Origin of the sequence: Haloarcula mannanilytica (assembly GCF_005406125.1) — an archaeon.
Classification (GTDB): Archaea; Halobacteriota; Halobacteria; order Halobacteriales; family Haloarculaceae; genus Haloarcula; species Haloarcula mannanilytica.
The window spans coordinates 797,704-817,798 of the sequence record NZ_BIXZ01000001.1; the positions used below are offsets into that span (position 1 = coordinate 797,704).

A 20,095-nucleotide genomic window follows, 5' to 3' on the forward strand; every position below is an offset into this window, starting at 1 on the left:
GATCAGCCCTCGTTGAACTCGACACCTTTCCCGCCGGCGGGGTGTTCCCACTCGGTGTCAGCGACGATGGCGCAGGTGCCACACTCCACGCAGGGCTGTGTGTCGAGGCTCACGAGGTGTTCCTGACTCCCGTTCGTCTGGACCATCTCGTCGCGGTAACAGCCACCGCCGAAGTCCTTCGCGCTGACCGGGCAGGCGGTGACGGCGGTGCCGGACGCCTCGAAGGACTTGTCGAGGAGTTCGATGTGGGGGTCGCCCACGTCGTAGGTCAGGTCGCCGATACGGTCGGCCAGGTCCGGCGGCGATACGGTGTTCTCGTCGGTCACCGGCTCGCCCAGTTCCTCTGCGATGACCGTCGGCAGCGTCACGTAGGGCAGTTTGGTGTCGGGAATCATCGACACCATGCGCGGCGACGAGTAGGCCCGTTCGAGCAGCTCCGAGGCCGCCCGGACGCCGAACCGGCCGACAGCGGAGTCTGCGATGGCGTTCGAGAGGTCGTCAACGGGACCGACCTCGCCGAGCCGTCCGAACACCTTGTACCCGGTCGGACGGAGTTTGTCCATCACGCCCTCGTCGTGGAGCTTCTTCTCGTACAGCTCGCCGGCCTGTGACGGGTCACCGCGCGCCCGAGCATCGGCGAACGCCTCGGCAGCCAGCGCCCCGGCGGTGACGGCGTGGTTCATGCCCTTGATGATAGGCCCCTGGGCCTGCATCTGGCCGGCGGCGTCGCCGACCAGCACGAGGCGGTCCTTGTGCGGCGAGGGGTGGGCCGCCTTCTTCGAGTCCGGGACGAGCTTCGCGCTGTACTCGCGCTCGTCGTACTCGTCACCGAGCCACTGGGCCATGAGCGGATGCGTGAGCAGGCTGTCGAGCAGTTCGTGTGGCTCAGCGCGTTCCTCGGCGATAGAGTCGAGGTGGAACACCGTGCCGATAGACAGCGAGGACTCGTTGGTGTAGAGGAACCCGCCACCGCGGACGCCGTCGAACAGGTCGCCCGAGAACAGGTGGGCCGCGCCGTCGTCCGGTGCCACGTCGAAGCGGTCGTTGATGATCTCTGGCTCCATGTCGACGACCGCCTTGACACCCTGGAACCACTCCTCTGGCTCCTCCCAGTCCATCAGCCCGGCGTCACGGGCGAGTTCGGAGTTGACGCCGTCGGCGGCCACTACGATATCGGCCTTGATGGGGGCCAGTTCCTCGGTCGTCACACCGACGATTTCGCCTCGCTCGCGCAGTAGGCCGGTGACGTGGACCTCGGTCAGCAGGCCGCCGCCGGTCTCGCGGGTGCGCTCGTGGACTTGCTGGGCGAGCCAGGAGTCCATCTTCCGGCGCAACACGGAATCGGCCCACGCCGTGTCGTGGTGGTGCAAATCGCCGATGTCGAAGGATTTCACATTCTCGCCGGCGATGTTGTGGATGATGTTCTCGGACACCGGCCGCTCCGTGGCTTCCTCGCGGAAGTCCGGGAACAGCCCGTCGATGGTGTAGGGGGCCGACTCCTCTGCGTAGATGAGTCCGCCCGAGACGTTCTTCGAACCGGCGTCAACGCCGCGTTCGAGAACCAGCGTCTCGACGCCGTTCCGGGCGAGGGTCGCCGCCGCAGCAGCCCCGCCCGGGCCACAGCCGACGACGACGGCCTCGTACTCCTCGTAGGAATCAGTCATCACTGGCCTCCATCATCGCGCCCAGTTCACCGGTTTCGACCGCCTCGGTCAACTGCGGCAGCACTTCGAAGAGGTCCCCCTCGATGAGATAATCCGAGAAGTCCCGGATGTCCGCGTCCGGGTCGGTGTTGACGGCGATGATGGTGTCGGACTCGTCGCAGCCGACCTTGTGTTGTATCGCGCCGGAGATGCCCGCCGCGATGTACACGTCCGGCTCGACCTCCTGCCCGGACTCGCCGATCTGGCGTTCCTCGGTGACGTACTGCTCGACGTGCCCGTCGAAGGAGTACGACGAGGTGATGACGCCGCGTGAGAGCCCCAGGTCGGCGTCGTCGAAGGCGTCCACGAGATCAAGTGCCAGTTCGATGCCCTCCGTCGGGTCGTCGCCGATGCCGCGACCCACGGCAACAACAACGTCGTTTCCGGTGAGGTCGACGCCGCCCGAGAGGCGGTCGTACTCCTCGACCTCAACTTTGAACCAGTCGTCGTCTAACTCCATCTCGTAATCGACGACCTCGCCTTCGCGCTCGAAGTCGGGGTCGGGCATCTCGAAGCTCCCCGGAATGACCGAGGCACCCTGTGGGTGGAAGTCCCGGTGGGGCTTGTCGATACAGAGAATCGTCGAGTACTCGAACCCGGAGAAGTCCGGACGCTTCATGTGCAGCACGCGCTCGAACTCCTTTTTGTCACCGGCGGTGCCGACTTTCGCGGGATTCGAAATCATCGCGTTCTCGATGTACAGCCCCGAACAGTCCGAGGCCAGCCCGGAGTCGAGTTCGCCCTGGACCAGCGCCGAGAGGTCCCGGCCGTTGTTTGTCGCCGGGAAGACGGTGTAACGCGGTTCGTGGTACGCTTTCCAGTCGACCTCCTCGCGGCCCTTGGCGGCGAGGTCGCCGCCGGCCCGGGCCATGTCACAGAAGATTTCAGTGTATGGCTGGTGGCGGAACCGCTCTAGACGAGGGTCCTCGTGATACACCACCAGATCCGCGCCGTAGGCGATAACGTCTTCGACGTGGTCGCCCGCGTCGGCCCCGATGAGGACGGCGACGACGCGCTCGTCCTCGTCATAGTCCTCGTTGTAGCTGTCCATCAGCTCTCGGGCCTTCCCGAGCATCTCCTTCGAGACATCGACGAGTTCGCCGGCCTGGGTCTCGCAGTACACCCACATGTCGCGGTACTCCGCGCCGACGGTGCCCTCGACCCACTGCTTGTCGTTGGTCGGGTGGTCGAGTTCGGGGTATTTCTCTTCCGGCGGGACGTACTCGACCTCCGTCGCCTCCTCGCCCTCGGCTTCCTCGGTTCCTTCGACGGACTCGATGCGGCCCTCTATCTGTGATTTGGCCGTCTTGCGGTCCTCGCCCGCCTTCTCGCGTTCAAGCAAATCCCGAAGCACGTCGGCGTCGTCGACATCTCGCACCATGTTCGCCACGTCGGCGACCGTGAGGTCGGAAAGGTCGACGGTTTCCGGGTCGATGTCGCCGTCGTCTTCGCTTTCGACTTTCTCGATGCGGTCCTCGATGAGCGTCTTGACCGGGACTCGGTCCTCGCCGGCTTCCTCCAGTTCCAGCATTGCCCGCAGTTCGTCGGCGTCGTCGATGTCCTTGATCTTCGGGCCTAGCTCGGCGATTTCGTGTTCTGTGGGGTCGATATCAGGCATGGTCAGTCACCTGCCGCGTACGGCGTCAGTTCATCCAGTACCGGTTCCAGCGCCTCGCTGTCGTCGGCTTCAATCATCGTCGCCTCCCGCTCGGAGGGGGCCTTCGGAATCGGATCGACGCCGGAGACGATAGTCGGCGAGCCGTCCAGGCCGATGTAGTCCGGGTCGAGGTTGAGGTCCTCGTGGTCCCAGACCGTGAGGGACTCCTCGTACTCCTCGGCCCGCTCCTGGGTCTCTTCGCGGAGGTCCTTGTGTTTCAGCCGGTGGCTGGCCCGCCGGTAGGTCGGTTCGAACTCCGGGTCCGCGACAATGAAACACGGCATCGGCGCTTCGACCGTCTCGATTTCGGAGATGTCGCCGTCGACCAGCCGTTTTGCCCGGACCGTACCGGCGTCCTCGTCGATATCAAGCGAGAGGACGTGAGTGATTATCGGCCAGTCCAGACACCAGCAGGTCTGTGGTCCGGTGTGGCCGGTCTCACCGTCAGCCGTCTTGAACCCGGCAAACACCAGGTCGGGCTGGTCGGCCAGTTTCTGCAGGCCGGTGGCGACGGTCATCGCGGTGGCCCAGGTGTCCGCGGCCCCCATCTCGCGGTCCGAAAGGAGATACAGGTCGTCGGCGTACACGTCTCTCATCCCCTCCTGCAGGACCTCTTTGTACCCCGGCGGCCCCATGCTCATCAGTGAGACGTGCCCGCCATTGCGCACCTTCGTCTGGAACGCCGCACGGAGCGCATGCTTGTCGTTGGGATTCATCACCGTCGGTGTCTTCCCCCGTTCGAGATGCCCCTCCTCGTCGAACGATACCTGTCCCTCGCGGAAGTCCGGAACGCCCTTCGTCATGACGACTGTGTGCATATGTATCACGACCCTCGTGAGCGTATATCACACAGGAAAAGATAATAAATGTATGTTTACAATTCTGTGTGATAGGTCGAGGGCAGTGGGGCAGATGCGGACAGCGCTCTGGAGGCAACCGAACCGGCTGCTACGGCCGTTGATCTGTCAGGCCAGGAATACAGCTATCTTGCGAAAACAGCGGCTTTGCCGGCTTAGATACGACCGGCCCGGCCTGGGTCCACGTCGATAGCGTCGACCGGACACACGTCGACACAGAGCATGCAGTCGATACACTGGTCCTCGTGCGCGGGGTCGGCCTTGATCTCGCTTTCCGGGTGGTCGGGCGTGTCGACCCACTCGAAGACATCGACCGGGCAGTCTTCCAGGCACGCGCCGTCGGCGATACAGATGTCGAAGTCGACGGCAACGTGTGTGCCGTGGATGCCCAGCTCCTCGGGTTCCTCGACCGGCCCCCAGACGTCGTGGCCGTCGTGCTGTTCGACAACGTCGCGGTTCTCCTCGAACTCCGGGTCTATGGCCATTGGTATCTTATCTCACTTTTGCGAGATACTTAACGTTTCGACCTGTGCGTCAGAACTCCGGGCCATCGCGGCGGTCCGGGCCGTTCGGGTCTCTGCCGTCTATCGGTCCCGAGCCGTCGATACCGTCAGCTGGTCCCGGCGGATCGCCACCGGGCAAACCAGCGTCCTCGGTCCGGCCAGTCGCGTCGGCGGTGTCCGGGCCAGCGATGCCGACTCGCCGGAGGAACTCGACGGTCCGCTCGTACACGTCGTCGTAGTGGGCTCCGTGGAACGGGAACCCGTGGTCGGCGGGGACCGTCTCGTGAACCACGTCTGTCATCGGTCCGAGCGCGTCGGCTAGCAGTTCGGACTGGGACGGCGGCACGACACTGTCCTCGGTGCCGTGAAGCAGCAGCGTCGGCGGCGCGTCAGTGTCCACCTGTGCGACCGGCGAGGCGAGTTCGTAGGCCGCTGGTTCGTCGTCGGGTCGGCCGCCGAGATACGCTCGGTGGGGTGCGTCTGCTTCAACGTCAGTGGGGGTGTCGATGGCGTGGAAGTCGTAGACGCCGGCGTAGCCGACGGCGGCCGACAGCGACGAGGACGCCCCGGGGTACAGTTCGGGTTCGAACCCGGGTTCGTCCGCTGTCAACGCCGCCAGAACGACGAGATTCGCGCCCGCCGAGTGGCCAACGCCAACGATTCGGTCAGTGTCCGCGCCGTAGCTTTCCCCCTCCGTTCTGGCCCACTCGATAGCGGCCTTCACGTCGACCAGCGCCGCCGGGAACGTCCACTCCGGTGCGAGGCGGTACTGGGGCTCGATAACGAGAAAGCCCTCCGCCGCGAGGTCGAGCGCGTGCCGGGCAAACTCCCCCTTGTCGCCGAACGTGAACGCGCCGCCGCGGACGAGCACGGCGACCGGTTTCGGGCCGCCGGTCGCTGGCGAGTCGTACAGGTCGAGCGTCAGCGTCTCACCGTCCGCCTCGTGGAACGGAATGTCTCGCTGGACGGTTACCGACTCGGGAGCGGGGTCTGTCACGGGTTGCAGTCGGGCCGTCTCCGGCTTAAGCCCGACGCTATTCCGCTGAACAAAGAGAGAACGCAGTTATCGAGCGGTACGCCTGTGGCCCGACGGTTAGCCTTCGATCTCGATCTGCTTGCCGCGGGCCGTCGCGCCCGTCTCGACGGGCAGGCGCACTTCGAGGATGCCGTTCGTGTAGTTCGCGGCGATGCGCTCGTCGTCAACGCGCTTGGGGAACCGGAAGCGTCGGTGATACGTTCGGCGCTCGCCGCGCTGTTCGTCCTCGCGTTCGGCGGCGATGTTCAACATGCCGTCGTCCCAGGAGACATCAATATCTCCGACGTCAAAGCCTGGGAGTTCGACGTTGAGGACGAACTCGTCGTCCTCCTCGTACAGTTCGTAGTCGTCGCTACCGGTTTCGAACAGGCGGGACGGAAGATCGAGACCGCGCATCCAGGAACTCGGTGTGGTTGTTGGCAGTGCCATTGGCCATCACCTCGTATCCAGTTGACACTAGTGTTGCGGTTCGACAAAAATTTTGCTAATTTTGACAGATGATAACACACCAGATACCGCATTCGCGAAGACCATGAGACGGAAGCGGTATCGGGGCGAAACGAGCCGACGGCGCGACCGTGTCAGGGATGGGCGAAATACGCGACGGACTCTGTGTCCGAGTCGTCTGCAACCTCGTCGAGGCGGGCGAAGCCGATGCGCTCGAACTGGACGACGTCGTCGGCGTCGTAGTCGAGCAGGCCGGGTTCAGCCACGCCCGACACATCCCCGTCCATGGTCCGCAGGCGGAGTTCGGGGCCGTCAGCGGGTGCCCAGTGAATCACGTCGACGCCCTGCTCGCGGACGGCGTCGATGTCGTCACCGGTGTACTCGAAGGCGTCGCGGGTGTGGCGCACGCAGCCGTACCCCTTGAGCCAGACCCGCTCACCGTGGTCCGGTAGGTCGTCGCCCTCGACGACGACGCCGCTGGTCACCGGAATCTCCCGGCGGCCGCGATCCTCGTAATCCGGGTGCAGCGGCGGTTCGCCGGTGTCCGGGCCACCGACAATCTGGCGCTCGACGAGGCCACCGTGGTCGTCGCTGTCCCGAACGAAAAAGGCCCGGTCCGAGTCGTCGTCGATCAGGTCGCGGTTGTTCGAGTAGATCGAGGACATTGCGAGGTCGACGTTGGACGTGGAGGTCCCGAGTTCGATCATCGCGTCGACGACGGCCTCCCCGCGGATACCGCGCCGTTCGAGGCTGGCAACGGTCGGCGCTCGCGGGTCGTCCCAGCCCGCGAGGTCGCCGTCTGCGATGAGTTCGGCGATGCTTGAGGTGGAGAGTGGCACGTCGTACGCGTCGACCTGGACGTGGCCCCAGTGGATGACCTCGGGGTACTCCCAGCCGAAGTAGTCGTAGACGAACTGCTGGCGCTTCGCGGAGTCCTGCAGGTCGATGCCGCGGATGATGTGGGTCACGCCCAGCAGGTGGTCGTCCAGCCCGCTCTGGAAGTCCAGCATCGGCCAGCAGCGATAGTCGGCCGCCGTCTCGCGCGGGTGTGGCGTGTCGACCATCCGGAAGGCGACGAAGTCCCGTAGCGCGGGGTTCTTGTGGGTGATGTTAGTCCGGACCCGCAGCACCATCTCGCCGCTGTCGTACTCGCCGTCGACCATCGCCTCGAACTCCGCTCGGGTGGTCTCGGCGTCCTTCTCGCGGTGGGGACAGGCCTCGCCGTTGTTCTTCAGGTCCGAGAACTCGCCTTGCGGGCACGAGCAGGTGTAGGCCCCGCCTTTGTCGATGAGTTCCCGGGCATAGTCGTAGTAGGTCTCGACCCGGTCGCTGGCGTTGACCACGTCGTCCGGCTCGAAGCCGAGGTAGTCGATGGCGTCGATAATTGCGTCGTAAGCGTCCAGATCCGGCCGCTTGGTCTCGGGATCGGTGTCGTCGAAGCGGCAGATGAACTCGCCGTCGTAGCGCTCCTTGTACGTCCCGACGACAGCGGCCATCCGCGCGTGGCCGATGTGCCACGGGCCGTTGGGGTTCGGTGCGACCCGCATCCGGACGGTGTCGTAGTCGTGAGCGTTGGGCAGGTCCGGCAACGGGTGGTCCTCGCCCTCATCCTCGCTCTCCAGTTCTTCGAGCTTTTCCGGGGCCAATTCGGCCAGGCGCTCGCGGCGTTCCTCGGCGTCCATGCCGTTGACGCGCTCGACGACCGGCGCGATAATTCCCGGAATCTCGTCGCCGTGCTCGCGGAACGCCGGGTTCTCGCCCATGAGCGGTCCCATTATCGCCCCGACCTGTGCCTCACTGTCGTGTTTGACCGCGTTGAGGAGGGCGTTCGTCTCCGCCGCCTCCCTGATTCGGTCTCGCAGCTCGTCGTCCATTACCGGAACCTGCGACTGCGAGGGTCAAAACGCCGTCGGACCACCTTTTTCAGCGTCGCCGTTCCTCGCTCGCTTCGCTCGTGCGGATGCTCATTACTGCACGCCGCTTTGCTCACCCACCGAGATGCGGCCCTATCTTCTCAAGGGCCTCGATTCCGGTCACCTCACCGGATTGGTCCGGGACCGTCCAGATATCAAGGTCGGGCAGTGACTCTCGGAGCTGTGCAATCGACTTTTCTTGAACCGCCTGCTTCCCCTGACAGCGTTTGCAGTCGCCGGCGTCCTCGATGACCTTGTTCACCACCAGCGTCGTCACCGGCACGTCAAACTCCCGGAGCTTCCCGACCAGCCGCTCCGTCTCGCGGACGGCCATCGTCTCGGGGATGGTGACGACCCGGAAGGCCGTCCGCTCGGGGTCCCGCAACGCCGTGCCGACCCGCTCCATCCGCTCGCGCATCGCGGTGAAGTCGTCCGGGCCGTCGTCGCGCCGGCTCGCCATCGGGCCGAACATCATGGTCCGAGCGGTGGTGACCTTCCGGCGGACCTGGTCCCGGAGATCCATCGCCGTCGCCACACCCCGGTCCATCACCGACGGCAGGTCGAGCAGGCGGAGCGTGTGGCCGGTCGGCGCGGTGTCGAACACCACGCGGTCCCAGCGGTCGCTCTCGATATATGTCGCCATGCCCTCGACGGCCGCCAATTCGTCGCTGCCGGGCATCACGCCGGAGGTGAACAGTTCGGCGATCTCGTCCTCGTCCATCCGAATGCCGGCGTCGTCGAACTCCGCCGCCAGCGCCTCGAACAGCGACCGGTAGCGGTCGATGCCGGTCTGTGGGTCGACCTCGACGCCCCACAGTCCCGACCTGATTTCCGTGGGGTCGCCGCCGACGGCCGTCTCGACGGCGTCGGCAAGCGAGTGCGCGGGGTCGGTGGAGACGACTAGGGTCTCGTAGCCCGCTTCGGCCAGCCGGTGGCCGGTCGCCGCGGCGACGGTCGTCTTGCCGACGCCGCCTTTGCCGCCGTAGAGGAGGAATCGGGTCACGTGACAGTGTTAGGACTGGTCGGTCTTAGTAGCTGACCAGCACCATTCAGGGTCGGAAAACGCGGAAAAACAGGTCCCCGGACCGCCGTTAGTAGTCGCGCTCGACGAGGTAGTTCGCGATGCCTTCGAGCAGATAGCGCGACTCGTTGTCCGGCAGGACTTCGAGGTTCTGCTTCCCGCTGGCGATGAGGTCCTGGCCAGTCTGGCGGGCGTATTCGATAGAGCCCACTTCACGCAGGCGCTCGACGGCCGCGTCGATTTCAGCCTCCGAGACAGCCTCGACGGAGTCCGTATCGACCAGGTCGCCCACGTCGACGCCCTGCTGGCGGGCATGCAGCGTCACCAGCGTCTGCTTGTTCTCGACGAGGTCCGAGCCTCGCTGCTTGCCCAGTTTCTCGGAGGGCGTCGTCAGGTCCAGCAGGTCGTCCTGAATCTGGAACGCCCGGCCCACGTCAAGCCCGTAGTTGTACAGGGCCTCGACTGTCTCCGCGTCGGCCCCCAGCAGCGTGGCCGGAATCGAGGCGGCCGCGCCGTACAGCACGGCCGTCTTGAGTTCGACCATCTCCAGGTACTCCTCGGGCGTGACGACATCACGTTGCTCGAACTCGATGTCCAGCGACTGCCCCTCACAGATGCGGGTACACGTCGTTGCGAGTCGCTTGTTCGCGTCGACGGTCCGCTCGGGGGCCGCGCCCGTATCGAGCAGGAACTCGAAGGCTTTCGAGTACAGCGTGTCGCCGGCGAGAATCGCCGTCGAGAGGTCGTACTCCTTGTGGACGGCGGGCACCCCGCGGCGGAGCGCGTCGTCGTCCATGATGTCGTCGTGGATGAGCGTGAACGTCTGGATGACCTCGATAGCGAGGGCGGCCGACATGACATCGGCCTGCCCGCCGTCAAGGCTCGGGAACTCGCGGTAGTCTGCCGTCAGCGGGTCGACATCCAGCAACGACTCCGCGACCAGCAGCAGGACTGTCGGGCGGAGTCGCTTCCCGCCAGCGTCCAGCAAGTAGCGCGACGCCTCGTAGAGGTGGTCCGGCTTCGTGACCGGAAGGTCCTCGGGAAGGGCGTCGTTGACCCGGTCCCGTCGGGCGACAATCGCGTCTTCGACCTGCTGATGGCGTTCGGACATCGATTTACTCTGTGAGCTGGATCATGTTGCCGTTGCGGGTGATGTGGAGGTCCCGTCCGGCCTTGTAGCCCATGTCTTCGGCGAGGTCGACGTACGGTGCGAACCCTTCGAGGCTCTGGTGAGCCGGGATGACGTTCTGGGGCTGGAGCGCGTCGAGCATCTCGTAGTGGCCCTCGCTGCGGAGGTGGCCCGACACGTGGATGTCGTCGTAGATGCGAGCGCCCTGCATACCCAGCAGTTTCTCGGACTGGTAGCGCTGGCCCTCGTTGGTCGGCTCCGGAATGACCCGGGCCGAGAACAGCACCTTGTCGCCGTCGTCTAGCTCGTAGGGCGTCTCGCCGCGGCCCATGCGTGTGAGCATCGCGCGGGGCTCGCCCTGGTGGCCGGTGACGATGGGGAAGAAGTTCTCCTTGCCCTCGTTCATGATCCGCTTGAACGTTCGGTCGACGGATTTGCGGTGGCCGTACATCCCAAGATCCTCCGGGAAGTCGACGAAGTCAAGTCGTTCGGCGGTGCCGGAGTACTTCTCCATCGAGCGGCCCAGCAGCACCGGCTGGCGGCCGATGTCGTCGGCGAACTCAACGAGGCTTTTGACACGAGCGATGTGGCTTGAGAACGTCGTCGCGACGATACCGCCGTCGTAGTCCTCGATGCTCGTCATGACATCTTTGAGGTGGCGGCGAGCGACGGATTCAGAGGGGGTGCGGCCCTTCCGGCCGGCGTTCGTACAGTCTTCGATATAACAGAGGACGCCCTCGCCCTCGCGACCGATCTCGCGGAACCGCTTCATGTCGATGGGGTCGCCGATCACCGGCGTGTGGTCCATCCGCTTGTCAAGCCCGTAGACGACAGCGCCTTCCGGTGTGTGGAGCACGGGGTTGATGGCGTCGATGATGGAGTGTGTGACGTTAACAAACTCCAGCTCGTTGCGCTCGCCGATGGACATCGTCTCGCCGGCTTCCATCTTGACGAGGTCGTTCTGGACACCGAACTTCTCCTCGCTCTTGATCTGCTGTTTGACGAGTTCGATGGTAAAGGGCGAGGCGACGATGGGTGCGTCGTAGCGGTGGGCAAGCTTCGAGATTGCGCCGATGTGGTCGAGGTGGCCGTGTGTCGGCACGATCGCCTTCACGTCACCTTCCAGGTCGGACATGACCCGGTCGTCCGGGATGGCACCCATGTCGATGAGGTCCAGCGAGTGCATCCGTTCGGTCTCGACGTTGTCGTGAATCAGTACCTTCGAGAGGTTCAGGCCCATGTCGAAGATGACGACGTCGTCCCCTGCACGGACGGCCGTCATCTGTCGGCCTACAGCCTCGTAACCGCCAATTGTCGCGATTTCGACTTCCATGGTTGTAGCTCCGAGTGGAAAGCCGGCCGCGGGTCTGCGGTGGGGCACGGCAACGACGGTATCTGCAATGTTAGCGACCTCGTCCGCGTCGGCGCTCCAGGCCAGTCGGGTACGCCCGTAGCCTGTGCAACCGCAGTGGGAGGGACTTCCGTCCCGCAACTTACATCCGCCGTCTGCCGGCCGCCAGTCCCGCAGTCCGCGGGCGGCCGTGCGCTCGGTTACTCCGGACTACAACGGCGCTTCTTAAAACGGTGTGGGTTTGTCGCTACTCGTCGTCTAACGCGTCCGAAAGCGGGTCGTCGTCACTAGACACATCGAAACCGGTGATGCCGTCCTCCGCGAGCGTCGAGTCCTCGTCGGTGTCCACAGATTCGTCCGTGTCCACAGGTGCGTCCGAATCCAGTCGCCCCGTCTCCGTCTGTCCGCTTTCATCGACCCGGTCACTGGTTGGCTCGTCGTCAGTGCCGCCGCCGAACAGGTCATCAGTCGTCCGCGGACCACTCGGTGCGTCCGAGTCCCCAGACTCGTCGAACAGTCGCGTGTCCTCTGTCACGGCGTCGCGCTGGCCCGCGTCATCAGTCGCCGTGTCGTCGCTCCCCGCCGTCCCGGTAGCGTCACCGGCCTCGGGCTCCCAGTCGTCTGTCTCCGACGACTCGTCAGCTCCCCAGTCGTCGGCAGACACCGGCTCCTCGCTCTGTGTGTCGAATTCCTCGGGGTCCGGCGGGGTCCACTCCTGTGGCTCTGTACCTGACTCCGGCTCCGCATTGGGATCCTGTTCGAGCAGGTCGCGGTCCGACTGCTCGCCGGGGTCGGACTGGGACGCTGGCGCGTCCGCGTCGGCGGGGGGTTTCGACAGGGGCGAATCGCCGGTGGGAGTCTCCGGTGCCGACCCGGCACCGGTTTCCGCCGGCTGGTGGTCCGATAGCTGGTCGTCTTGTTCCGCCGTGGCTGACGGCATCGAGTTGTCGTCTGTCGCCTGGGGCACCGTCTCGTCAGCCGTCGGTGTCGGCGGCGTGTCCTCCTCTACCGCCGGAGAAGCGTCCGTCAGCGGGTCATCGGTCACCTGCGCGTCGTCGTCCGCCGCCGGACGGTCATCTGTCAGCGGGTCATCGTCCGACAGCGTGTCGTCGGCCGCCGCCGTCCCCGGTTCAGCCGCCGCAGTATCGGACACGTCGGGCGGTGTTGCTGCCTGAGATTCTGTTTCAGGCTGTGGCGACGCATGCATCTCCGATTGATCAGTGGAACTGGCATCCGGGTCGGCGTCAGCGACCGGTGCCGATACATCGGATTCGGCTGTCGGCGGCTCGGCGGGTTCCGGACCATCGGCAGGCTCCGTCTCCTGTGGATCGAGATCCGCTGGCTCCGGAGCCGGTTTCTCGGACCCCGCTGGCTCGGGGACCGCGTCCTCGGCTCCAGCGTCCGATTCGGCGGCGGTCGCAGCACTGCCGGTGGCTGCCCCGGTTGCCGCCTGCTCGCTCGCCGAGGACTCGCCGGTTGCCTCACTGCTCCCATCAGGCTGGGCCGTCTGTGCCGCGAGCGCGCCCGCCATCGTCGCGTCGGCGACGAGTTTATGCACCAGCCCGAACAGGCCGGAGAGCAACAGGAACCCGCCGAGCGCGCCGACGGCGATGCCGAGTATCGCGCGATAGCCCGCGTTCCCCTGCAGCGAGCTGAGTGTGCCGTTCTGTATCAGAACATATCCGACAGCGATGAGGCCGCCACCGACGCCGGCGACAACGAGCAATGTCCCGAAAAACTTCGTTCCGTATCGATAAACGTCGGTCAGACCTACTGCAGACATAGTCGCATAATTGATAACAGAGGACAAATATGTTACGACGGTTGACGAAGTGGTATTTAGTTTACCTGTCTGGATCCGGTGACTAACAAGATCGGTTTATCGGCCAGTCTGAGCGATCTACAGGCCGATTAGCGATATGTAGGGGGCAAGCAGGTCCGTCAGTCCCCGCGGTCACCGGTGATAGTCGTCCCGGGACTCTCACCAGCGAGAAACGCGGGGAGTGCGTCGGGACCGAACACAACTGCTGGGGCCGAGAGCGCGAGCAGCGCACGGACCTTGCCGGCCATCCCGCCTGACACGTCCGTCGCATCGCTCTCACCCAGCACCGCTGCCACCGCGTCGAACGATTCGATGCTGTCGACGACAGCCCCATCCTCGTCGAGGACGCCGGGAACGGTCGAACAGACGCCGACGCGGTCCGCGTTGACTGCGGGCGCGAGTTCGACGACCAGTTCGTCGCCGCTGAGGACTGTCGCCCCTTCGCCGGCATGCGCGACGAGGTCGCCGTGGAGAACTGGGACGAACCCTTCGTCCAGCAGCGTCGTGATCTGATCCGTCGGCAGTGAGAGGGCACCGTCGGCGTCGCGCGTGGCCGCCGAGAACGGGTGGACCGGGACGGCCGGGACTCCCTGGTCGGTGAGTGCATCAACGACGGCGGCGTTGAGCCGGCACATCGCGCCGTGGATGGCCTGTACGCCGGCCACGTTGTGGGTCCCCGCGGTCGTGCTGACGCCGTACTCGGCGGCGTGATGGTGGCCGAAGCTCCCGCCGCCGTGGACGATGACGATGTCGTCGCCGACTGCCGACTCGACGATGGCTGTCACCGCAGCCGACAGGGCCGCCCGGTCGACCGTCTCGGGTTCGTCTTTTTCCGTGATGACGCTCCCGCCGAGTTTGAGAACGACCGTCATTCCTGCCGGACCCCGTCGGTGTCCAGTTCGGCACGGAAGACGTTCTCACACCCCGGCGTGTACTTCAGCGCCGTGAGCGCGTCGTCGGTCTCGTCCAGCGCGACGATACAGCCGCCGCCGCCGGCCCCGGTGAGTTTCGCGCCGTGGGCGTCGGCGTCGCGGGCCGCCCACACCATCGAATCCAGCGACCGCGAGGAGACGCCCAGCGCCGAGAGCAGCCCGTGGTTGAAATCCATCAGTTCCCCCAGCGTCTCGTAGTCGCCCGTGCCAAGCACCGCCTCGCCCTCGCGGACGACATCACCGATTGCTGCGACGGTGTCGGCAGCGAAGTCGTACTCGTCACGGAGGTCCCGGACGCCGGCCACCAGTGCCCCGGTGTCGCCGGCCCCACCGTCGTAGCCGATGACGAAGGGGAGAGTGTCGATACCGTCCAGCCGCCGGCAGTCGTCGCCCTCAACGCGGACTGCCCCGCCCATCGCCGAGCAGAACGTGTCCGCGCGGGAGGCCTGCCCGTCCTGGACCTCGTGTTCGACCTGGTACGCGCGGTCGGCGATCTCACTTGCCGGCAGTTCGACGCCGAGTTCTCTAGTCGCCGCGTCGATGGCTGCAACGACGAGCGCGGCCGAGGACCCAAGCCCAGCCCCGAGCGGGATATCGCCCTCGACTGATATCTCGAAGCCCGCCGCCGGTGCATCGGCGGCGTCGCGGGCCTGTGCCACCGCCTCGTTGACGTATCCCATGCCGGCTTCGACGAGCGATTCGGCGACATCCACGTCCGGGTGGCTCTCCCCGTCGCCGGAGTACTCGACGGTAAAGCCGTCCAGTTGCAGGTCGTTCGCGTGAATGCGTAACCCTTCATCGATCTCGGTTGCCGTGACGTGTACCCGCCGCTCGATAGCGCAGGGGACCGCCGGCTCGCCGTAGACGACCGCGTGCTCCCCGAACAGGTACACCTTCCCGGGAGCGCTCGACGTGACCATACCCGCTCGTGTGCACCCAGGGCGTTAGGCGTTTTCGGAGTGGCAGGGCGCGTGGGACAGGCGACTACGAAGCGGCAGCATCGACGCCGGTAATCTCGAACCGCGCGCCACCGTCACGTCCCTCGGTTACCCGGACCTGCCAGCCGTGGGCTTCAGCGACCTGGTCGACGATGCGCAATCCGAACCCCGTCCCCTCTGCGCTCGTCGAGTAGCCGGCATCGAACACCGTCTTGCGGTCGTCTTCGGGGATGCCAGGACCGTCGTCCTCGACGTAAAAGCCACCGTCGTGTTCCCCGACGGTGACGGTCACCTCGTCGCCGCCGTGTTCGACTGCGTTCCGGATGAGGTTCTCGAACAGCTGTCGGAGCCTGCTCTCGTCGGCAACGACAGCGAGATCGATGTCGGTGACGAGTGTCGCCGCTTCCGTCTCGACGTTTTGCCAGCAGCTCCGGACGAAATCAGCGAGGTCGACCGCAGTCGTCTCGGACGGCGACATGCCATCCCGTGCGAGTTCCAGCAGGTCCTCGATCAGCGCGTCCATCCGCTGGTGTGCCTGTTCGATGTCGTCGAGGTGGTCGCTGTCACACTCCTCTCGCAGGAGTGCTAACCGGCCCTGGGCCACTGTCAGCGGATTTCGGAGATCGTGGCTGACGACGCTCGCGAACTCCTCTAACCGCTTGTTTTGTTCTTTGAGCTGTTGTTCGCGCTGTTTGCGCTCGGTGATATCGCGGTTGTTCGTCACGATGCCGCCGATGGCATCGTGGTCGAGCTGGTTCGTCCCGTGGATTTCGAGCCAGCGCCATTCGCCGGCAGCGGTTCGAAACCGACATTCGGCTGTGGCGGTCCCGTTCGGGTTCGAAAGGAGGTCACGGAACGTCTCTAGGAGACTGTCCACGTCGTCCGGGTGGATGTAATCGAACCCGTTCTGTCCAGTCAACTCTCCGGGGTCGTAGCCGAGAATCCGCGACACGGAGGGGCTCTCGTACTTGATGGTCCCCTGTTCGTCGAGCACGGTGATGATGTCGGTCGACTCCTGTAAGTACGCCTCGTACTGTTTCAGTTCGCGCTGACGGTCCTTGCGCTCAGTGATGTCACGTCCGGAAACGAGCAGCGAGACGACATCCCCGTCGTCGTTCGTGACCGGTCTGAACACGCCCTCAACCGTGTAGGGGTCGCCGTCCGGACGAACGAGGCCGATTTCGAACGGAACGTACTCACCGGTCGCAGCGCGGTCGATCCACTCCCGGACGGACTGTTGTACGTCCGTGGAGTGATCGAACCACGGCGTCTCCCAGAACGGCATCCCTTGTACGTCTGCAAGTGTGGCGTCGACGTACTCCATCGCCGTCTGGTTGATTTCAAGCACGGTCCCGTCGGTCGCAAGCAGCCCGGTGAGGAGCTGCGGGTCGTTGAAAACCGCCTGGTACCGACGCTCAATCTGGTGAAGTTCACGCTCGCGCTCTTTCCGGTCGGTGATGTGACGCGCCACCCCGACGACTCCCTCTATCGACCCATCTACCTTCAGTGGGGTCAGCCGGTAGTCCATTATCGTGTGGCCCTGGTCCGGGAAATCCGGTGCCGTCTCCCCACGGAACTCGTCTCGCTCCCCGTCGAGCAGTTCCTGAAACGGGTCAGTGCCGTCTTCGGTTTCAGAGCGGATGTGGGGGATGAGGAGGCTTTTGCGCCCTATCAGTCCGTCCCGGCTCATGCCGTACCACTCCGCCAGCGCCTCGTTGACGATTTTGAACCGCTCGTCCGTGTCGTAGATGCAGGCAGTCTCCCGCATCGAGTTCACCATCCGCTCGTAGCTTCGAAGCCTGCGGTTCTGCTCGCTGAGCGCCTGCTGTGACCGGTGGTGTTCGACAGCGTTCGTAATGCGGTTCGCCAGCACGGCGTACTGGTTTTGTCCGCTCCCTTTTTGTAGATAGTCGGTCACGCCCGCTGAAATCGCCTCGCTGGCGACCTCTTCTGACCCCTTACCGGTGTAGAGTATGAACGGAAGGTCGGGATAATCCTGGCGAACGGCTTCGAGAAACTGGATGCCGTTGCGCTCGGGCATGTCGTAGTCCGAGACGACACAGTCAACGTTGCGGTCAGCCAACGCGTCCTCGGCATCGGCAACGTCGGTCACCGTCTGCACCTCGAACCGATCGTTCTCGCGTTCGAGGAACGCCGCGACGAGTTCACCGATCGCCGGGTCATCGTCGACATGCAGCACGCGGATTCGGTCAGTCGCTTCGTGGGACTGGACAAGCGTCATCCGACGCCCTCCACTAGGTCCGCAATTCCAGCATAGCCAGTGTCGTCACCGCCGCTGACCGTCTCGGTGAGTTCGTGGCTCGAACGTATGGGTGCCATGATACTCTATCATCGAAACGCGGGTGTGGGCCGATCCGGAACGCTCGGAAACGGGGCGTCGGGGTGTAGCGCTGGTCGGCCACAGGACCGCTTTCGACTGTCCTTACAATCACAGAGTGATTATGCCACTAAACGATTGTGGCGCTGCTATGGGGTATTCCCCGGGACTCAGTGTGGCTGTTGGTCCAGGCCATAGCTACCGTTCCAGCACGCGCATCGACATGTCCTGCCTCGGGTGGGCCGTCAGCGACGGCAGCAGTTCCAAGGGGGTCTCCCCTTGGAACTCCAGTCGGTACTGGCTGGCCGTCGTCGCGGTGATGAGCTGGGCTTCGAGCATGGCGAGGTGCTTCCCGATGCAGTGGCGCGGGCCGCCGCCGAACGGGAAGTAGGCGAACCGCGGGCGCTCGCTGGCTCGCTCGGGCGTCCAGCGCCCCGGATCGAACGTCTCGGGGTCGTCGTAGAACCGCTCGGAGCGGTGGACGCCCCACTGGGGGACCATCAGTGTCGTTCCCGAATCTACCTCATACCCCGACAAGGTCACGTCCGCGGTCGGTTCCCGGAAGATAGTGTACACCGGCGGGTAGAGCCGCATCGCCTCCTGAATCACCCATTCGAGGTACTCCAGGTCGCGGACGTGTTCCATCCCCGGTCGGTCGTCGCCGATGACAGCGTCCAGTTCCTCGTGGACCCGCTGTTCGACTTCGGGGTGTTCCGACAGCAGGAACCAGGTGTAGGTCAGCGTCAGCGCCGTCGTGTCGTGGCCGGCAAGCAGCATCGTCATCATCTCGTCGCGCAGTTGCTCGGGCGACTGGTTCCCCTCGTCGCGGGCGCGAAGGAGCACCGACAGGAAGTCCATCGGGCCGTCCTCCACCGTCCCAAGCGAATCCTCGCGGACTTCGATGATGTCGTCCAGCACCTCATCGAGCGTCCGCACGGCGCGGTTGAACTCCGCGTCGTCGGGCATCGGCATCCATTGGGGCATGGCGAACCGAATGGGGTCCGGTTCGAACCGCTGGCCCAGCGGCAACAGTTGCTCCTCGATGGTCCGGACCCGCTGCTCGGAGAGTTCGACGCCCATCATCAGGTCCAGAATTACATCCAGCGTGACCCGCGTCATCGACTGCTCGGCGTCAATGACATCGCCGTGCTCCCAGTCGTCAATCCGGTCCTCCGCGTGGCCGGTAATGCGGTCGGCCATCCCCGACAGCCGCGCCATCGAGAACGCGGGGTTTGCGAGCGACCGCTGTTGCTCCCACGTCTCGCCCTCGCTCAGTAGGAGGCCATCGCCCAGCAGGTCCCCCAGCGCGTCGCCCTGGAAGTCGGGCTTGCGGAACTGATCGGCCTCCGAGACCAGCACGCGCTCGATTGCCGTCGGGTCACACAGCATGACCGTGTCCATCGGCCCCATATCGAAGCGGGCGACGTTTCCGTAAGCCTGCTCCAGTGCCGAGATGAACCGGAACGGGTCCCGAGCGTACGTGCGGCTACTGCCGAACAGCGGTTCGCCCTTCGGTCCGGGCGGCGTCTTTGACATTACCCCTTGTTAGAGTCGGACACGTTTGAACCGCATGCCAAATCACCGGGTATAGAAACTATCGAGCGGGTTCAGAGCCAGCGGTCGGCGTCCAGATTCCAGTCGGTGTGCCCGACAATCCAGACGCCGCCGAGGCCACCAAGCGCGCTCAAGCCCACCGTGTACAGCAGAAAGAAGATAAAGACTAGCGCCAGGAACAGGTCGTACCCCGGCGCTCCGGGCGGAATTCCGAACCCGAGTAGGCCGGCGATATACAGCGCCGGTATAAAGAGGGCAAGCAGCGGCACCATCGCACAGACGCCGGCCAGCGTCCCCAGCCAGAGACCCGTCCGGTAGCAACCACCCTGATTCGCCGCGGCCACGGCACCCCCGGCCACTGACGAGAACGGAACGAACGACAGGGCAATCGTGACGAGCGCCCCGATACCGGCGTTGGTCACCGACTCGCGCATGCGTTGCTCGTAGTGGGTTCCCCGTTGATGTAGGTATCGACGGTTTCGGGCCGCAGGGCTGCCCGCTCAGTCGCCAATGGTGGTGTCGTACTTGACGTAGTTGCCCAGCCAGCCCCCGAGCGCGCTCAGGCCGAGGAAGTACGCGGCGGTCATGATCGTTCCGACGACGAGTACGAGTAGCCCCATCGCGCCGAATACGCCGAGCGCGTCGGGAACGATCGCCAGGAACGCGGTCAGGAAGACGAACACGACCGCGAAGAAGACCAGCGAGACCGCCAGCCCGATGACGCCGGACAGGAACCCGACACGGACCCCGTCGTCTCGTCCGCCCCCTTCGAGGTAGCCGGCGATTCCACCGCCGAGTAACGGCGCGAGCGGGACGAACCCGCTCAGCAGGGCGGTTGCAACAGCTCCGATGACGGCGTTGACGAACGTGTCTCCCTCTCCCATTTCCCGGTGC

General features: G+C 64.9%; 17 protein-coding genes. All 17 read right to left on the bottom strand.

The window, feature by feature from the left end; translation table 11 throughout:
- Window positions 1-2: 2 nt before the first annotated feature.
- The gene (locus Harman_RS04010) at window positions 3-1,664 is read right to left on the bottom strand and encodes an FAD-dependent monooxygenase (RefSeq protein WP_137682520.1); all 1,662 of its coding nucleotides are present in this window, start codon (window positions 1,662-1,664) and stop codon (window positions 3-5) included.
- Window positions 1,657-3,321, bottom strand: a complete 1,665-nt coding sequence (locus Harman_RS04015; RefSeq protein WP_137682521.1) for an electron transfer flavoprotein subunit alpha/FixB family protein — start codon at window positions 3,319-3,321, stop codon at window positions 1,657-1,659. The genes Harman_RS04010 and Harman_RS04015 overlap by 8 nt, the downstream gene beginning before the upstream one ends.
- Before the next feature lie 2 nt (window positions 3,322-3,323).
- Window positions 3,324-4,178 (bottom strand): electron transfer flavoprotein subunit beta/FixA family protein, encoded by an 855-nt coding sequence (locus Harman_RS04020; protein ID WP_137682522.1) that lies wholly within the window; start codon window positions 4,176-4,178, stop codon window positions 3,324-3,326.
- A gap of 194 nt (window positions 4,179-4,372) precedes the next feature.
- Window positions 4,373-4,702: a 4Fe-4S dicluster domain-containing protein gene (locus Harman_RS04025; RefSeq protein WP_053966083.1), complete on the bottom strand. Its 330-nt coding sequence runs from the start codon at window positions 4,700-4,702 to the stop codon at window positions 4,373-4,375.
- 49 nt (window positions 4,703-4,751) lie between these two features.
- The gene (locus tag Harman_RS04030; RefSeq protein ID WP_137682523.1) at window positions 4,752-5,717 is read right to left on the bottom strand and encodes an alpha/beta hydrolase; all 966 of its coding nucleotides are present in this window, start codon (window positions 5,715-5,717) and stop codon (window positions 4,752-4,754) included.
- Between the two features lie 96 nt (window positions 5,718-5,813).
- Window positions 5,814-6,185, bottom strand: a complete 372-nt coding sequence (locus tag Harman_RS04035) for an Hsp20/alpha crystallin family protein (RefSeq protein WP_137682524.1) — start codon at window positions 6,183-6,185, stop codon at window positions 5,814-5,816.
- A 152-nt stretch (window positions 6,186-6,337) separates the two neighbouring features.
- Window positions 6,338-8,077, bottom strand: a complete 1,740-nt coding sequence (locus Harman_RS04040; RefSeq protein WP_137682525.1) for a glutamate--tRNA ligase — start codon at window positions 8,075-8,077, stop codon at window positions 6,338-6,340.
- A 112-nt stretch (window positions 8,078-8,189) separates the two neighbouring features.
- Window positions 8,190-9,119, bottom strand: coding sequence for an ArsA family ATPase (locus tag Harman_RS04045; RefSeq protein ID WP_137682526.1), 930 nt, complete (start codon window positions 9,117-9,119; stop codon window positions 8,190-8,192).
- Between the two features lie 88 nt (window positions 9,120-9,207).
- Window positions 9,208-10,248 carry a geranylfarnesyl diphosphate synthase gene (idsA3, locus tag Harman_RS04050; RefSeq protein ID WP_137682527.1) on the bottom strand — a complete coding sequence of 347 codons (1,041 nt, stop codon included), beginning with the start codon at window positions 10,246-10,248 and terminating at the stop codon, window positions 9,208-9,210.
- Between the two features lie 4 nt (window positions 10,249-10,252).
- Window positions 10,253-11,599, bottom strand: coding sequence for a ribonuclease J (locus Harman_RS04055; RefSeq protein ID WP_137682528.1), 1,347 nt, complete (start codon window positions 11,597-11,599; stop codon window positions 10,253-10,255).
- 265 nt (window positions 11,600-11,864) lie between these two features.
- The gene (locus Harman_RS04060) at window positions 11,865-13,400 is read right to left on the bottom strand and encodes a hypothetical protein (protein ID WP_137682529.1); all 1,536 of its coding nucleotides are present in this window, start codon (window positions 13,398-13,400) and stop codon (window positions 11,865-11,867) included.
- Window positions 13,401-13,558: 158 nt separating this feature from the next.
- A complete protein-coding gene (locus Harman_RS04065; RefSeq protein WP_137682530.1) occupies window positions 13,559-14,311 on the bottom strand; it encodes an isopentenyl phosphate kinase in 753 nt (250 codons plus the stop codon).
- Window positions 14,308-15,291 (bottom strand): mevalonate kinase, encoded by a 984-nt coding sequence (gene mvk / locus Harman_RS04070; protein WP_137682531.1) that lies wholly within the window; start codon window positions 15,289-15,291, stop codon window positions 14,308-14,310. Before mvk ends, Harman_RS04065 begins: the two co-directional genes overlap by 4 nt.
- A gap of 64 nt (window positions 15,292-15,355) precedes the next feature.
- Window positions 15,356-17,551 carry a PAS domain S-box protein gene (locus Harman_RS04075; protein ID WP_137682532.1) on the bottom strand — a complete coding sequence of 732 codons (2,196 nt, stop codon included), beginning with the start codon at window positions 17,549-17,551 and terminating at the stop codon, window positions 15,356-15,358.
- Between the two features lie 294 nt (window positions 17,552-17,845).
- A complete protein-coding gene (locus Harman_RS04080) occupies window positions 17,846-19,183 on the bottom strand; it encodes a cytochrome P450 (RefSeq protein ID WP_137682533.1) in 1,338 nt (445 codons plus the stop codon).
- Window positions 19,184-19,254: 71 nt separating this feature from the next.
- Entirely contained in the window at window positions 19,255-19,635 is a 381-nt protein-coding gene (locus tag Harman_RS04085) for a DUF5518 domain-containing protein (RefSeq protein ID WP_137682534.1), read from the bottom strand.
- 66 nt (window positions 19,636-19,701) lie between these two features.
- Window positions 19,702-20,085: a DUF5518 domain-containing protein gene (locus Harman_RS04090; RefSeq protein WP_137682535.1), complete on the bottom strand. Its 384-nt coding sequence runs from the start codon at window positions 20,083-20,085 to the stop codon at window positions 19,702-19,704.
- Window positions 20,086-20,095: the final 10 nt, after the last annotated feature.